Origin of the sequence: Neisseria sp. CP9 (assembly GCF_047758525.1) — a bacterium.
Classification (GTDB): domain Bacteria; phylum Pseudomonadota; class Gammaproteobacteria; order Burkholderiales; family Neisseriaceae; genus Neisseria.
Map to the genome: position 1 here is coordinate 602,979 of NZ_CP180502.1, position 14,650 is coordinate 617,628.

The window sequence follows — 14,650 nt, forward strand, 5'->3', positions numbered from 1 at the left end:
GACCTTTTTTCTACATCAATAAACGATGTTCAACATTCAATCAATAGAAGCCTTCTCGCTCTTCGCGGGTGGAGATGTAGATGTTTTTCACCTGCGTGTAGGCGGCGAGCATCATTTTGTGGGTTTCGCGGCCAATGCCTGAAGTTTTGTAGCCGCCGAACGGTGCGCCTGCGGGCAGGCGGTTGTAGCAGTTCACCCAGACGCGGCCGGTTTCCAGCGCGTTGGAAACGCGCAGGCAGCGGTTGATATCGGTACTCCACACTGCGCCGCCCAAGCCGTATTCGCTGTCGTTCGCCATTTTGATGACTTCTTCTTCGGTTTTGAATTTAATCACGGTAGCAACCGGGCCGAAGATTTCTTCTTGGGCGACGCGGGCGCTGTTGCTGCCGGCTTCGATCAAGGTCGGCTCGACAAATTCGCCTTTGCCCAACTCGCCTTCGATTTTCTTACCGCCGGTGATGATGCGGCAGCCTTCCTGCTCGCCGATTTTGACGTATTTCAAAATGGTTTCAAGCTGGCCGGCATTGACTTGCGAACCCATTTGGGTGTCGTCTTCCCAAGGCAGGCCGACTTTGATTTTTTTGAACTCTTCAGCCAAGGCGTTAACGAATTTGTCGTAAATGCCTTCTTGTACGAAGATGCGCGAGCCGGCGCAGCACACTTGGCCTTGGTTGAACAAAATACCTTTTTGCGCGCCTTCGAGCGCTTTGTCGAACGGCATGTCGTCAAAGAAGATGTTGGCGGATTTGCCGCCCAGCTCCAAGGTGGCGGGAATCAGCATTTCGGCGGCGGCGATGCCGATGTGGCGGCCGATTTCGGTCGAACCGGTAAAGGCGAGTTTGTTGAAACCTTTATGGTGCAGCATGTATTCGCCGGATTTAGAACCGCGTCCGGTAATGATGTTCAGCACGCCTTTAGGCAGCAAGTGGTTAATTTTTTGTGCGAACGACAACAGGCTCAGCGAAGTGCTGGAAGACGGGTGGATAACGATGGTACAGCCTGCGGCGAGTGCGGGGGCGATTTTCCAAGCCGCCATCAGGAAGGGAAAGTTCCACGGAATAATCTGACCGACTACGCCGATGGGTTCGCGCAGGACGATAGACAGGTCTTCGGAGTCAAGCTGGGTGGCAGTGCCTTCTTCGCCGCGGATCACGCTGGCAAAGTAGCGGAAATGGTCGGAAGCCAGCGGGATGTCGGCGGCACGGGTTTCGCGGATGGGTTTGCCGTTGTCCAACGTTTCCTGCAAGGCGAACAATTCCAAGTTGTCGTCAATCACATCGGCGATTTTGTTGAGTATGGCGGCGCGTTCGGTGGTGGTGGTTTTGCGCCATGTTTTGAACGCTCCTTGCGCGGCGGCGACGGCAGCATCCACATCGGCGTCGGTCGCGTCGGTAAATTTCGCCAATACTTCGCCGTTGGCAGGATTGTATGAATCCAAAAGCGCGCCGGGTTTCGTCCACACGCCGTTAATCAAAAGGCCGTACTCTTTATCAAACACATTTAAATCTTTTGCCATGATGCTGTCTCCTTGGTTGTCTTTCTTAGGTTTTGGACGTTCCTCAAACGTCGTCTGAAAACAGGATAGTATTTTTTCTCTTTCAGTTCAAGCACTAAAAAAGATAACGTTCTCAAAATTCCAAATATGTAATTTTCTAAAATAGGAAATCCAATCCGATAAGGCTTGGCCCCGTATGGAAACGAAGCGCGTTTGTTAATATATTTAAATTTTTCAGACGACCTTTTTTACATGATATGTGTAAGAATTTTTCAGCGCTTTAACAGGTATATTTTTACGCAGATAAAATGTTATGGTATAACATTTTATTTCTTATTTTTCAAAAAGATAGGGTGTTGACACAGCGAAATGAAGGGGAGTATTCTCATTTAGAGGAAGGGCGTTATTCCGATTCCGCCTGTCCCACCATTTACGGATTTCTTACGAATGCCAAGGAGAACACCATGAAGATGCAAGCAGTTGTTGTGAATCAAAATGTAGCAGGCGATGTAGAAGTTGTAGAACGCGAAGTACGCCCGTTGGAATACGGCGAGGCGTTGGTTGAAGTCGAATATTGCGGCGTGTGCCATACCGACTTGCACGTTGCGGCAGGCGACTACGGCGAAAAACCGGGTCGTGTGTTGGGGCACGAAGGCATCGGCATCGTCAAAGAAGTCGCTCCGGGTGCGAACGCCCTGAAAGTCGGCGACCGCGTCAGCATCGCATGGTTGTTCCAAAGCTGCGGTTCGTGCGAATACTGTAATACCGGTCGCGAAACCTTGTGCCGTTCCGTATTGAACGCAGGCTACACCGCTGACGGCGGCATGGCGACCCACTGTATCGTCGATGCAGACTACGCTGTCAAAGTACCCGACGGTCTTGACCCTGCACAAGCTTCCAGTATCACCTGCGCCGGCGTAACCACTTACAAAGGCGTGAAAGTTTCCGGCGTGCGTCCGGGACAATGGATTGCCGTTTACGGCGCGGGCGGTTTGGGCAACTTGGGTGTCCAATACGCGAAAAAAGTATTCGGCGCACACGTTGTCGCCATCGACATCAACGATGAAAAACTGGCATTCGCTAAAGAAAGCGGCGCAGATTTAGTCATCAACGCCGCCAAAGAAGACGCAGCCAAAGTGATTCAGGAAAAAACCGGCGGTGCACACGCAGCCGTTGTTACCGCCGTATCCGCCGCCGCGTTCAACTCTGCCGTGGACTGCGTCCGCGCTGGCGGCCGCGTCGTTGCCATTGGTCTGCCGCCCGAATCTATGGACCTGTCCATCCCTCGTCTGGTCTTGGACGGCATCGAAGTGGTCGGCTCGCTGGTCGGTACGCGCAAAGACTTGGAAGAAGCCTTCCAATTCGGCGCAGAAGGCTTGGTGGTACCGAAAGTCCAACTGCGCGCCTTGGACGAAGCTCCGGCGATTTTCCAAGAAATGCGCGAAGGCAAAATCACCGGTCGTATGGTTATCGACATGAAAAAAGAATGCGGTTGCGGTCATCATTAATTTGATGTAGGCAGTTGACTAAAAAGGTCGTCTGAAACCTTGCTTTGGGGTTTCAGACGACCTTTTGTTTGATTTGAACCATCGCGGGTTCATATAGTGGATTAAATTTAAATCAGTACAAGGCGACGAAGCCGCAGACACTACAAATAGTACGGCAAGGCGAGGCAACGCCGTACTGGTTTAAATTTAATCCACTATACAATCAGAGTAATTGGCGCAGCCGAATCATTTCATGCCGAAAAAGTGCAGGATGGCGATATCTGATTTGACGTTGCCGCTTTTATAACCAACGGCGGACGCGGCGGCAGTACGCTTCATACTCGGCACCGAATTTCCGCGCCAAAACACGTTCTTCGGGCATGATTTGAAAACGCGTCATATAGGCGGCAAATACCGCTAAAAACAGCCACGGCAGCGGATGCGCCAAGTGTCCCGCCCATGCCGCCAGCCAGAAGCCCATACCCGCATACATCGGGTTGCGGCTGAAACGGTACACGCCGTCTGAAACGAAATGTTCGGTTTCTTCGGGATTGAACGGGCTGACAGTCGTGCGCACACGGCGAAAAGCCCACACACCCAATACGCCCAACGCCGTCCCAAACACGATCAAAACAGCCGACAGCCATATAGGAAAGCGTGGCAGTATGCCTGCCAGCGCGGATACTTGCGCAGAGGCATACATCAGCAATGCGCAGATAAAACATACCGCCGGCGGCGGAATTTTGGTTTCTAAATTCATATTCTTGTCTTTATAAAACAGATACAGTGACGTTTTCAGACGACCTCTTGCCGTCATTCCCAAGTTCAAATCCAATCAAAACGATTCATCCGCCCGCAGGTAACGCCATTTGCCGGGCGGCAGTTTGCCCAGTTTGACTTTACCCATCCGAATCCGCTTCAACCCGACAACGCGCAAACCGACGAGTTCGCACATGCGGCGGATTTGCCGCTTTTTGCCTTGTTTCAACACGAAACGCAGTTGGTCTTCGTTTTGCCATTCGACTTTGGCGGGACGCAGTTTCTCGCCGTCCAAACTCAATCCGTGGTTGAGCAAGGCAAGCCCTTTTTCGTCCAATTTGCCGCGCACGCGCACGAGATATTCTTTTTCGCTGCCGCTGTTTTCGCCGATAAGCTGCTTGGCGATGCGCCCGTCTTGCGTCAACACCAGCAACCCGACGGAATCAATGTCCAGCCGTCCGGCGGGCGCCAAGCCGAATTTGTGTTTTTCGTTGAACGGAATGCGGCTGTCGTCGCCTTCCCAACGGTTGTCCGCAGTAATCAGCTCGGCGGCGGATTTGTAGCCTTTTTCCGCCTGCGCGCTGACGTAGCCGACGGGCTTGTTGAGCAGGATGGTAACGCGCTCTGCCTGTTTTTCATGCGCTTGCCGGTTGAGGTCGATGCGGTCGCGTTCGGTTACTTTCTGACCGAGTACGGCGGTTTGCCCGTTGACTTTGACCCAGCCTTGCTCGATGTAGCTGTCTGCCTCGCGGCGCGAGCATAAGCCCAATTGCGCCATACGCTTGGAAAGGCGCATGGTTTCGTTTGAATCGTGTTCCATAATGGTCTGCCTGAAAAGAATGAATCAGATTATAAAGCCAAACAGCCGTTTTCCCTACCGACATTATGCTTATTCTGTCGCGCGAAATGCCCGCCCATGTCGGATAAATACCGCCAAACCCGTTTTATGACAAAGGTCGTCTGAATCAAACTATACTTTCAGACGACCTTTTTCAAACACGGAGCTTATCCATGCCCATCCGTCTGACTACATTATCCCTGATCCTTGCCGTCGCAGCCTGCTCGCCCAATGTTTCCCCATCCGCAGAAACTTCGCCGACCGTAAACAAATCTACCATCGATACCGCCTACTGGACCGAACAGCCCTATTGCAGCGGTCGCTATCAATTGCGCCTGCCGTCCAAACGCCGTCATGGCAGTACGCACCTTGATTACAATGGCTGGAGTGTGATGGTCATGTTTAACGACTGGAAGAGAAACGTTAGGACCATCAATGAGAATCAGCAATATGGTTATGATGGAACCGATATTGTCGTCGATACCCGTACCCTGATTCCGAATCGGGCGATGATGCAGGTTACACGCGGAGGGTTTGATTGGGAAGATCTTGTTGGGGATGACGGTATGCCCTACGAAGCCGATTTATATTTCAAACTGGATAATGATGACGCCTATATCGTACGCAGTTTTTTCTATATCCCTGCCGACAATAAGAAAGCCCCTGCCAACTGGAAAGCCCAAGAAAAAGAAGCAATAAACACCATGGAGAAAAAATTCCGCCAAGAAATCCTCAATGGGTTGAAAACCAGGCAGGAATTTGAAGTGCCAAATAAACATGGCATCTGTCTGATAGGCGGTTTTATCGCCGATGACGGCAAAAAACCGTTTGAAGTCCATAGCACCGTCGAATTTGCCAAGCAACACGATATGAGTCTGGAAATCATGCACGGCGATGTGCTGAAAGCGGGCGAAGCGACACTGCTGAAACGCAAAGTCGACCCAGAAAAAGGCTTATTGGTTAAAGCGTTAACCCGCACCATCCGCCAAGGCAAACGCACCATCAACGGTATGTCGGGCGAGGAAAAACTGGTGAAATGGGGCGGTAACAAATATATGTTCTTTTGGGAACGCGACGGCGGAGACCCGCGCATCATGATGCAGTTTGGCGCGGAGAAGAAAGACGGGACGAAGCGCAGTGAAGCCGAAGTGCTGGCGATTTGGGATACGGTTTTGCCGACTTTGAAGCCCGTGAAGCAATAGCGATGAAAAAGGTCGTCTGAAAATTTTCAGACGACCTTTTTACTGCAAAGCAACTTATCGCCGCCCTTATTGGAAGAAGAAAATCGGGGTAATGTCGTTTGAGATACGCAGCAGAAAAACCTACGCCCTCTTCTTTCCTTTGACGATAGAGAAAAAATCCCGAAGCGGATTATGCAGACAAGTCATGCTTTTTTCGCTGCGTAAACGAAAAACCTGCCGCTTCGGGCAGGTTTTTTATCGGATGATGTGCTGTATTACAGGCCGCTCAGACGGGCGGTGTCGTGTGCAATCATCAATTCTTCGTTGGTCGGAATCACAACGGCGACGGCTGCGCTGTCGGCAGTCGTAATCACGCCTGCGTTACCGAAGCGGGCTTTCAGGTTGGCTTCGTGATCGGCTTTCAGACCGAGGAAGCCTAAGTAGCAGAGTACGCGCTCGCGGATGATGTCGGAGTTTTCGCCGATACCGCCGGTGAAGACAAGTGCGTCAAGACCGCCGGCTGCGACAGCCATGCTGCCGATGTATTTGGCGAGGCGGTAGATGAAGATTTCCAGAGCCAGTTTGGCACCTGCGTGGCCGTTGGCGGCTTCTTCTTCGATGGTACGGCAGTCGTTGGACAAACCTGAGATACCGAGCAGACCTGATTTTTTGTTCAGCATGTCGGTGATTTGGGCGATGGTCATGTTGGCATTTTCAGCCAAGAAGCTGAACACTGCGGGATCGATGTCGCCGCTGCGTGTACCCATGACCAAACCTTCCAGCGGGGTCAGACCCATGCTGGTATCGCGTGATTCGCCGTTGGCGACGGCGGTAATAGATGCGCCGTTACCCAAGTGAGCAATCACCATGCGCAGGTCTTTTTTGTCTTTACCGAGGAAACGGGCAGTCTCATCAGAAACGTAGCGGTAGCTGGTACCGTGCGCGCCGTAGCGACGCAAGCCGTATTTTTCATACAGTTCATGCGGAATAGCGTAGGTGTAGGCATGTTCCGGCATGGTTTGGTGGAAGGCGGTATCGAATACGACAACGTTGGGCAGACCTTTGAAAATGCTTTGTGCGGCACGCAGACCCAAGAGGTGTGCAGGGTTGTGCAGCGGAGCGAGCGGAATACATTTTTCGATGCCGGCGATAACTTCGTCGTCAACGAGGATGGATTCGCTGTACAACTCGCCGCCGCTGACGACGCGGTGGCCGATGGCGCCGATGCGGCTGTCGAGGCCGTGGGCTTTGAGTTCTTCCATCAGGGCTTCAACTGCGCCGGTGTGGTCGGGCTTGGCAGACAGGTCTACTTTGTGTTTTTCGCCGTTTACTTTGAACGTGATGTAAGCGTCGGGCAGGTTGAGTTTTTCGGCAAGGCAGCTGAGCAGGACTTCGCCGCTGTCGTTATCCAGTACGGCGCCTTTGAGGGATGAGCTGCCGCAGTTCAAAACTAAGATGAGTTTTTGGGTCATTTGTTGTGGCTCCTGAAGGTTTCAGACGACCTGTGTAGGCAGTATCGGCAATCTGTTCTTTGTCGTCGATATCCCGCCAAACATCTCCCGCAGGCATAGTGGATGCGTTGAGGGCGGCGCCGAGCGTCTGCGCGACGTGCCGTATTGATTTGGTGGCGTAAAATCTATGAAAGAAAAAATTATCGTTACATTCGGAATGGCGGCAACTTTATGAATGTTGCTTTCCTTGTGGCTTCTGCCGCCGCCGGTTGGACGGGGTCGTCTGAAATCGGTTGATGAATGTAAACCGCGCTATTCTAGCAAAAAACGGGGGCGGCTGCTTGGCTTAATGTTTGACTTGGAACAGTCTGGAGACGATAAAGGAAGATATTGATGTTTAAAGGGAAACGGTTTGTTTTCAGACGACCCGTCGAACGCGGGGGCGTAAAGCCCTTTGCAGGGGCGTGTCAAACTGTTACATTTAGACAGTTTTTGTGTTCACTATGTCGTCTGAAAACAGCGGCAGCCTTTTAAGATTCTTTGATATGCACTACTTCAGTATCCATACGCAACAAGGCGCCCATGTGGGCTTTTTCATCATGCTGCCGGATGACGAATCCGAAACGCAGCCGCAGAGCGGGCGTTTTGCCGTCAAGCTGCAAAGTGAAGAAGGCGTGGCGGCGGAGGCTTTGGCTCCTTTCGAGCAAACGGAGATTCCGCAATATTGGCGCGTCGTGAAAGACCATATCGAGCTGTTTTTCGACGACGCCCTTGTCGGCTCGCTGCGCAACGAATATCTGACCGTATCGGGACAGACTTTCGTCTTAACCGATTTGACCGGAGCGATGTGATGGAAAGTATGTTTATTTTGGTGCCCATCAGCATCATTTTGGCATTTGCCATCGGCTATTTTTTCTGGTGGTCGGGCAAAAACGGACAGTTTGACGATCTCGAAGGACCGGCACACCGCATCCTGATGGACGACGATTCCACCGACAAGCTGCTTGAAAACGAAATAGAAAAAGAAGAACAAAAATCCGAAAAATGAGCCTCAAAAAAGACAACCTGAATTTCCCGACCAGCCGCCGTTTCGCCCCATTATTCGGCACGCAGTTTCTGGGCGCGTTCAACGACAATATGTTCAAAACCGCGCTGTTTGTGATGATCAGCTTCTACGGTTTGGGCAAAAACGACTTCCTGCCCGCCAGCCAAATGCTGAACTTGGGCGCATTGCTGTTTATCCTGCCGTATTTCCTATTTTCTGCGCTGTCGGGACAATTGAGCACCAAATTCGACAAAGCCGTCTTGGCGCGATGGATCAAAGTATTGGAAATCGTCATCATGGCGGTGGCGGCGTTCAGCTTCTATATCCAGTCCGCCCCGCTGCTCTTGATCTGCCTGTTTTGCATGGGTGCGCAATCGACGCTGTTCGGCCCGCTGAAATACGCCATCCTGCCCGATTACCTCAACGACAAAGAGCTGATTATGGGCAACAGCCTGATCGAATCGGGAACATTCATCGCCATTTTGTTCGGTCAGATTTTAGGCACATCTGTCGCAGGCTTGCCGCCCTCCGTCGTCGGTATCTTAGTCTTGCTCGTCGCCATCGGCGGCACGTTGACCAGCTTCTTCATGCCTAACGTCCCCGCCAAAGCCCCCAACACGAAAATCGAATGGAACATCGTCAAAGGCACGCACGCGCTCCTGCGCGAAACCGCACAATATGATTCCGTCTTCACATCCATCATCGGCATTTCATGGTTTTGGTTTATCGGCTCGGTTTACACCACCCAACTGCCGACCTTCACGCAAATCCATTTGGGTGGCAACGACAGCGTCTTCAACCTCATGCTTACCCTATTCTCCATCGGCATCGCCGCCGGCTCGGTGTTGTGCGCCAAACTCAGCCACGAACGCTTGCTCTTAGGCTTGGTAACCGTCGGCACGACGGGTTTGACTGTATTCGGCTTGATTTTGGTATGGCTGACCCAAGGGCAACGCTTTACCGAACTCAACGGCATCACCTGGTTCCTGTCGCAAGGCATGGCGTATCCCGTCATGCTCGTCATGACGCTGATCGGCTTCTTCGGCGGCTTCTTCTCCGTCCCGCTCTACACTTGGCTGCAAACCGCCAGCAGCGAATCCTTCCGCGCCCACGCCGTCGCCGCCAACAACATCATCAATGGCGTGTTCATGGTATCGGCTGCCATTTTAAGCGCGGTACTCTTGATGCTGTTCGACAGCATTTCCCTGCTTTACCTGATCGTCGCCATCGGCAATATCCCCTTGATTGTTTACCTGATCCAGCGCGAACCCCGTTTCTTAAACGATATGGGCAAGATATTTCACAATATCGGTAAACGGTAAGCCTAAGCTTAAAAAAGGTCGTCTGAAAACGGGAATCCCATTTTCAGACGACCTTTTTGTCGTTCTTGAATCCGTCCAAAGCGGTCGGTATTCAATTATGAAGTCAGCGCAGCTTTGAGGATTTTATTGACTTCGCCCATATCGGCTTTGCCTGCCAACTGGGTTTTCAACACGCCCATGGCTTTGCCCATATCAGCCATACTGGAAGCCCCAGTCATGGCGATTACAGTTTCCACGGCAGTGCGGATTTCTTCGGCAGACATCATTTGTGGCAGGTAGCGGTGCAGGATTTCGATTTCGGCATTTTCTTTGTCCGCCAGGTCCTGACGGCCTGCTTCGGCGTAGATGTTGGCGCTGTCTTTGCGCTGTTTGACCATTTTGGTGATGATGGCAATCACTTTGCCGTCATCGGCTTCGGTGCGCTCGTCCACTTCAAATTGTTTGATGGCGGCATTGATGAGGCGGATGGTGCTTAACGTAGTTTGATCTTTGGCACGCATCGCGGTTTTCATGTCTTCGGTTAATTGTGCTTTCAGGCTCATGGGATGACTTTCAGGAAAAATGGAAGATGGTATTGCACATACTGCCTTAGGGATTCTCTATTTTTCAGACGACCTATTATCCTAGGGGCTGTCGACATTTAATTTTCCAAGTGGATTTTTGTTCACAAAGCGGAAGATTCAAGGCGGAAACCGCAACAAGGTTGGACACCTTGTGAGGATTTCCAACGCAGAAGATACCGCTTGGGGGATAAAAAGACACGGAAACTATTGAATGTCGACAGCTCCTAAAGGTCGTCTGAAAAACAAAACACACCGCAGGTCAAGCCTTGCGGTGTGTTTCGGCATCACAGGGCAGACCTGCAATTGATGTTTAGTACATTTTAGGAGGCAGTTGTTGGCTGCGCAGGCGTTTTTGCAGGCGTTTTACGGCTGCGGCTTTTTTGCGTTTGCGCTCGGTAGTCGGTTTTTCGTAAGCTTCACGGGCGCGCAGCTCAGTCAGCAGACCGGTTTTTTCTACGGCACGTTTGAAACGGCGCATGGCTACTTCGAAGGGTTCGTTCTCTTTAACGCGGATTGCAGGCATTTTATTTCCTTTAAATTGAATTCTGGTTTCAAACCGCCGAAAGGGATAAGGATAAAAAGGGCGGTTTGTCAAAAAAATGGTTATTTGTATCTCGGGTGTCTTGCGACCGGCGGGATACACGCCGTGATGTAAACATCACCTCCTAACAAGTCAGCTTGGACGCCGGGCATGCCGTCGATGCGGCTGCAAATGAATTGCGGGATTATCTTTGATTGCGTCGTTTCTGTCAAGTTTGAAGGTCGTCTGAAAAAGAAGGTTAAAAGTTTTTCAGACGACTTTTTAAGTGATTAGCCAGTAGAGATTAGACATTATACCCATGTAAAAACTGTATTTTGCCATCATTCCATTTGACCAAATGATCGCCGCTTCCTGCTAATTTTTCCGCACGCAACCCACTTTCTCCCAATACAATTTCAGACGCTTTAGCATTAACTACACTAAAAGAGATACGGGTGGGGATATTGGCACGTAGCCTTTGCGAGAAGCTCTCGCTATTTGGGGTTTGAGTAGACAACAACAGAAAAATTCCTGCAGAACGAGCTTTTTCTGCGAGTTGGCAAAGTAAATCCTCCACTTCTTTATTTTTACTCAATAGGTTGGCAACTTCGTCAACTACAACAACAACGTAACGCGGCGATACTTGGCCTGTCGGCAATTCTGCAATATTTTTTTTGCCCTGCGCTTGCAATAAATCGTTACGCCTTTCAACCTCATCGACCAATTCACGCAACACACTATCCATTTCATTACTGTCTGTAACGATGCTGCCACCGTAAATATTGGAATATGTTTGCATAAAATCTTGATATTCCGTCTTTTTAGGATCGAGGATGGCAACTTGTACCTGTTCCGGAGGGTTGAGTTTTAGCAAGCTGTGTAACAGACTGTGTACAAACACGGATTTACCTGAGCCTGTTTTCCCTGCGACAAAACTGTGTACAGCAGCAGTAAGATCAGCAAATACGGGGTTGCCTGTTTCATCCACACCAATCAATACAGGCAGTTTGAAAGCTTTATTTGAATATTGATATTGGGATAAAGCTGACTGAAATTCATTTTGAGCGAATTGTTGCCAAGTATTTTCAGGGCGAAGTAATTTAATCTGCCAAGCGTGCGGCAATCCTGAATGTTGTTCCGCACGAATCTCGCTACCATCGGCCTTAATCCCCATTGCAGAACAGAATTTGTCATGCAACTTATCCCAATCTACATATTCTGTAAACTGGACGAGATAACTGTCATAGCGAACACCTTTACCCAAAAATGTAATACTCTTTATGCCTTTGCCGATGCTCTGTAACGCAGCAACGATTTTTTCGCCTGTTTCACGGGTGGCTGCAGGAGTATTTTTCAAATCAATTCCGTTTAAATTGCTGTTTTTGTCTTGTACATCGTCTAAATGCGTTGAATCATTTCCGATACCCGCATTCTTCACGGCAAGTCCTACTAATTCGTTCAAAAAAGCTTTTCGTGCTTCCAAATCGGTTTCCTGGCATGCTTTGTTGGCGAGCCAGCGTTTTTCCAATTCAATCGCGCCCGTATGCCAAAGCTTATGAATTAAGGTGTATAAGTCGTCTTTGGTAACTTTTTTTTCGGGATTCAGCTTGAACAGGGTTTCACTGAGCAAAACCAGCCAAAGTCTTGCGTAATCTTGGAAGCAGGTTTGGAAAGACGGGATTTCCGTCCCACCGGAAGAACTTGGTGCGGGAATTAGTTTTTCAGGATTTTCGGTCAGTTTTTTGGCAAAGCAATAGCCGATACACAACATGGCCCAATCGAAATTATTATCCAAAACTGGCAATGCACCTGCATCACTCAATCGCTGGCGGATTTCCTTGGCTTCCTTGCTTGAGATAATCCGCTTTTCGCTCATCAATGTATGAAAAAAATCGGTATCCCATTGTTCCTGATTGTTTAATTGATACAATTTTGTTCCCCTTTATTCAAAATAAACATCTGCACTAACTGTTGAACGCGCGCCCGCACTATCCAATGATTCTGCTTTAACTAAATAAGTACGGCTGATATATGGTTCGAGACGGTTATATACTTCGGGTGTAATTTCAGTATCTTGAGACAGCAAAATGACCTGCTGTTCTAATCCGCTCCAATGTTTGAACAAGCCTTCTCGGTGTCCTTCATCCAAGCGTGCCAGTGGGGTGTCGATGATAAACGGTGCACGGTAACGGGTAACTTCCGCCATTGCGGATACTAAGGACATAATCAAAATCTGCATTTGCCCTGCTGATAAGTCAACACGTGATTCGTAACCGTCTTTGCCAAACAAACCCATTCTGCCATTGGTCTCGATACGGATTCGGTCAATACGGTCATCGTGTGCGATTTCTCGATTTATCCGTGTCGCAGCGTCTCCAACTTCTTTGACTTTCTGCTTCATTAGCTCTTCGGTCAGGCGGTTAATTACTTTTTCAACTTCTCCAGCACGCTTAGACTTCAACAGACGGGGGTCGCTCTCGCTGATTTTATCCTGTAATGCTTTAACTTCGTTCTCCAGCCGCTGTCTGATTTTTTCCTGATTGGCAACATTGCTGTTTAGATGCCCTGTTTGTCCTTGTGCCTTATCCGCTTCCTGATTGGCGGTTTTCAACTGTTCGACCAGTTCGTCATTATTCGTTCCTTTCAGCAATTCGAGTTCGGCTTGGACTTTTTTTCGTTCATCTTCTTTTTTTTCTATCTCTTCCAACAAATTACCAATTTGAGTTTGCGGCATACCGCCCAACCTGCCAATTTCGTTTTGGATTTCGGCATGGGCGTTAACAGAAAGATAGTTGTGGCGTATGGTATTGGCACAGTTTTTCGGAAGCGGGTAGAACAGTTTTTCCCAGCAGTCTTCAACCGCTTCTTTCAATAATGGTTCACTAAAAATGGTTTTTGCCAACGGACCGATGGCTTGTTTAACTTTATCGCTTTCAACAAATGTTTCCCAAAAATCGTTTACCTTATCCTTGGTTTGATTTTTTGCTGCCTCATGATTCAAGCGGTTGTTCTCCAGTTCCAATACGACTTGTAAGGTTTTGAGCTGTTCACGCGGTAAAAAGGCAAGCGGCATGGCCTTGACGGCATCTTTGACTTTTTTATCAAACTCTGCCATCTCTTTTTCCAGTGCAGCACGTCTATCAAGCAAATCTTGAGAAGTACGAATGTCGCTGCCGCCACCTAATTGCAACATCAGACGGTCGCGCTCTGCTGCCCAATGCCCCCATTTTTCTTTGACAGCAGACAATTCTTCGTTCATAACGGACAAGGTATCCTCTGCCGTTTTCAATGCGTTTTCGGCACGATCCAAATCCTGCCTCATTTTCAGCGAAGTATTCTCGGAAATACAGGCATTTTTATATTTCTTCAGGCTCTCTTGCAGGCTGACCAATAAGGTAACGCCCAGCAAACCTTTCAATGCGGAGTTAAGCCATAGACCTGTTCCACTTTGTTGAGCCGTCTGAACAATTTTTTCGCCATCGAAAAAGAAAAACGGAGCATAGTCGATGGGTAGGGCGTAGGCATTCAGATACTGCCCGATTTTTTCGCCACCGATATGTTTGCCGACTCCGTCAACAAGCAGTTCGCATAGGGATTCGTTGTCGGCAGTCCTTAATTTTTTGTCGTAGTCGAAAGACCAATTCCGTCGGATTTTGAAGCCATATTGTTTGCCCTGATAATTTTGACGGATTTCGATTTCCAAACTCATGGAATACTGACCGTATTGAAGTTTGGCTTTATGGTGTAAAGCAGATTTCAAAAAATCTGCATAATTGTTTTCACTGCTGTTCAATCCTGCGCGTTGTAAGTGTTTGACCGCATCTTTGTCATAGAGGCACAAATATATGGCTTCTAACAATGTTGTTTTACCATGTCCGTTTTGCGCACCGATCAATACAATATTTTTGCCGTCTTCGGGTTCGGGAAAACTGAAAAAAGCATCATCGTAGGATTTGAAATTTTTGAGCCGGATGGAATGGATACACATC

The 14,650-nt window shown here is 49.4% G+C and carries 13 protein-coding genes and 1 pseudogene; 6 read left to right on the forward strand and 8 right to left on the reverse strand.

The features are described from left to right. Nucleotides 1–40 precede the first annotated feature (40 nt). Complete coding sequence (locus ACMYUL_RS02820; protein ID WP_415771958.1) at nt 41–1,516, reverse strand: aldehyde dehydrogenase family protein; 1,476 nt, start codon at nt 1,514–1,516, stop codon at nt 41–43. A 443-nt stretch (nt 1,517–1,959) separates the two neighbouring features. Between ACMYUL_RS02820 and adhP the strand changes: the two genes are divergently transcribed. Further along, nucleotides 1,960–3,003: an alcohol dehydrogenase AdhP gene (adhP, locus tag ACMYUL_RS02825; protein ID WP_083294196.1), complete on the forward strand. Its 1,044-nt coding sequence runs from the start codon at nt 1,960–1,962 to the stop codon at nt 3,001–3,003. 92 nt (nt 3,004–3,095) lie between these two features. After that, nucleotides 3,096–3,203, forward strand: a pseudogene (locus tag ACMYUL_RS02830) (IS5/IS1182 family transposase); the annotation flags it as partial. 80 nt (nt 3,204–3,283) lie between these two features. Here ACMYUL_RS02830 and ACMYUL_RS02835 read toward each other — a convergent pair. Then, complete coding sequence (locus tag ACMYUL_RS02835) at nt 3,284–3,742, reverse strand: methyltransferase family protein (protein WP_070512830.1); 459 nt, start codon at nt 3,740–3,742, stop codon at nt 3,284–3,286. Between the two features lie 75 nt (nt 3,743–3,817). Beyond that, nucleotides 3,818–4,561 carry a pseudouridine synthase gene (locus ACMYUL_RS02840; protein ID WP_003760782.1) on the reverse strand — a complete coding sequence of 248 codons (744 nt, stop codon included), beginning with the start codon at nt 4,559–4,561 and terminating at the stop codon, nt 3,818–3,820. Between the two features lie 191 nt (nt 4,562–4,752). Here ACMYUL_RS02840 and ACMYUL_RS02845 point away from each other — a divergent pair, with 191 nt between their 5' ends. Then, nucleotides 4,753–5,781 (forward strand): T6SS immunity protein Tli4 family protein, encoded by a 1,029-nt coding sequence (locus tag ACMYUL_RS02845; RefSeq protein WP_415771961.1) that lies wholly within the window; start codon nt 4,753–4,755, stop codon nt 5,779–5,781. A 254-nt stretch (nt 5,782–6,035) separates the two neighbouring features. On the opposite strand, the gene ACMYUL_RS02850 is transcribed toward ACMYUL_RS02845, so the two are convergent. After that, entirely contained in the window at nt 6,036–7,232 is a 1,197-nt protein-coding gene (locus ACMYUL_RS02850; protein ID WP_070512827.1) for an acetate kinase, read from the reverse strand. A 524-nt stretch (nt 7,233–7,756) separates the two neighbouring features. Here ACMYUL_RS02850 and ACMYUL_RS02855 point away from each other — a divergent pair. From ACMYUL_RS02855 to ACMYUL_RS02865, 3 genes are read left to right on the forward strand one after another with little or no spacing between them, the layout of a single operon-like run. Then, the gene (locus ACMYUL_RS02855; RefSeq protein WP_070512824.1) at nt 7,757–8,062 is read left to right on the forward strand and encodes an HLGFF motif protein; all 306 of its coding nucleotides are present in this window, start codon (nt 7,757–7,759) and stop codon (nt 8,060–8,062) included. After that, the gene (ccoS, locus tag ACMYUL_RS02860; RefSeq protein WP_016686280.1) at nt 8,062–8,259 is read left to right on the forward strand and encodes a cbb3-type cytochrome oxidase assembly protein CcoS; all 198 of its coding nucleotides are present in this window, start codon (nt 8,062–8,064) and stop codon (nt 8,257–8,259) included. The genes ACMYUL_RS02855 and ccoS overlap by 1 nt, the downstream gene beginning before the upstream one ends. Then, nucleotides 8,256–9,578, forward strand: a complete 1,323-nt coding sequence (locus tag ACMYUL_RS02865; RefSeq protein WP_342032355.1) for an MFS transporter — start codon at nt 8,256–8,258, stop codon at nt 9,576–9,578. The genes ccoS and ACMYUL_RS02865 overlap by 4 nt, the downstream gene beginning before the upstream one ends. Nucleotides 9,579–9,673: 95 nt before the next feature. Here the strand turns inward: ACMYUL_RS02865 and ACMYUL_RS02870 are convergent, their stop codons facing one another. The 4 genes from ACMYUL_RS02870 to ACMYUL_RS02885 all read right to left on the reverse strand — a co-directional run bounded on the left by ACMYUL_RS02870 (nt 9,674) and on the right by ACMYUL_RS02885 (nt 14,649). Continuing rightward, the gene (locus tag ACMYUL_RS02870; protein WP_415771964.1) at nt 9,674–10,120 is read right to left on the reverse strand and encodes a GatB/YqeY domain-containing protein; all 447 of its coding nucleotides are present in this window, start codon (nt 10,118–10,120) and stop codon (nt 9,674–9,676) included. Between the two features lie 331 nt (nt 10,121–10,451). Then, a complete protein-coding gene (gene rpsU / locus ACMYUL_RS02875; protein ID WP_002214819.1) occupies nt 10,452–10,664 on the reverse strand; it encodes a 30S ribosomal protein S21 in 213 nt (70 codons plus the stop codon). A gap of 301 nt (nt 10,665–10,965) precedes the next feature. Beyond that, nucleotides 10,966–12,591: an FtsK/SpoIIIE domain-containing protein gene (locus tag ACMYUL_RS02880; RefSeq protein ID WP_415771966.1), complete on the reverse strand. Its 1,626-nt coding sequence runs from the start codon at nt 12,589–12,591 to the stop codon at nt 10,966–10,968. A gap of 12 nt (nt 12,592–12,603) precedes the next feature. Beyond that, the gene (locus tag ACMYUL_RS02885; RefSeq protein ID WP_415771968.1) at nt 12,604–14,649 is read right to left on the reverse strand and encodes an AAA family ATPase; all 2,046 of its coding nucleotides are present in this window, start codon (nt 14,647–14,649) and stop codon (nt 12,604–12,606) included. Nucleotide 14,650: the final 1 nt, after the last annotated feature.

What these genes read in the sequence shown, in the direction of transcription:
- ACMYUL_RS02820 (WP_415771958.1), bottom strand. Translation starts at nt 1,516, where the DNA reads ATGGCAAAAGATTTAAATGTGTTTGATAAAGAGTACGGCCTTTTGATT.
- ACMYUL_RS02840 (WP_003760782.1), bottom strand. Translation starts at nt 4,561, where the DNA reads ATGGAACACGATTCAAACGAAACCATGCGCCTTTCCAAGCGTATGGCG.
- ACMYUL_RS02855 (WP_070512824.1), top strand. Translation starts at nt 7,757, where the DNA reads ATGCACTACTTCAGTATCCATACGCAACAAGGCGCCCATGTGGGCTTT.
- adhP (WP_083294196.1), top strand. Translation starts at nt 1,960, where the DNA reads ATGAAGATGCAAGCAGTTGTTGTGAATCAAAATGTAGCAGGCGATGTA.
- rpsU (WP_002214819.1), bottom strand. Translation starts at nt 10,664, where the DNA reads ATGCCTGCAATCCGCGTTAAAGAGAACGAACCCTTCGAAGTAGCCATG.
- ACMYUL_RS02865 (WP_342032355.1), top strand. Translation starts at nt 8,256, where the DNA reads ATGAGCCTCAAAAAAGACAACCTGAATTTCCCGACCAGCCGCCGTTTC.
- ACMYUL_RS02870 (WP_415771964.1), bottom strand. Translation starts at nt 10,120, where the DNA reads ATGAGCCTGAAAGCACAATTAACCGAAGACATGAAAACCGCGATGCGT.
- ACMYUL_RS02845 (WP_415771961.1), top strand. Translation starts at nt 4,753, where the DNA reads ATGCCCATCCGTCTGACTACATTATCCCTGATCCTTGCCGTCGCAGCC.
- ACMYUL_RS02835 (WP_070512830.1), bottom strand. Translation starts at nt 3,742, where the DNA reads ATGAATTTAGAAACCAAAATTCCGCCGCCGGCGGTATGTTTTATCTGC.
- ACMYUL_RS02885 (WP_415771968.1), bottom strand. Translation starts at nt 14,649, where the DNA reads ATGTGTATCCATTCCATCCGGCTCAAAAATTTCAAATCCTACGATGAT.
- ACMYUL_RS02850 (WP_070512827.1), bottom strand. Translation starts at nt 7,232, where the DNA reads ATGACCCAAAAACTCATCTTAGTTTTGAACTGCGGCAGCTCATCCCTC.
- ccoS (WP_016686280.1), top strand. Translation starts at nt 8,062, where the DNA reads ATGGAAAGTATGTTTATTTTGGTGCCCATCAGCATCATTTTGGCATTT.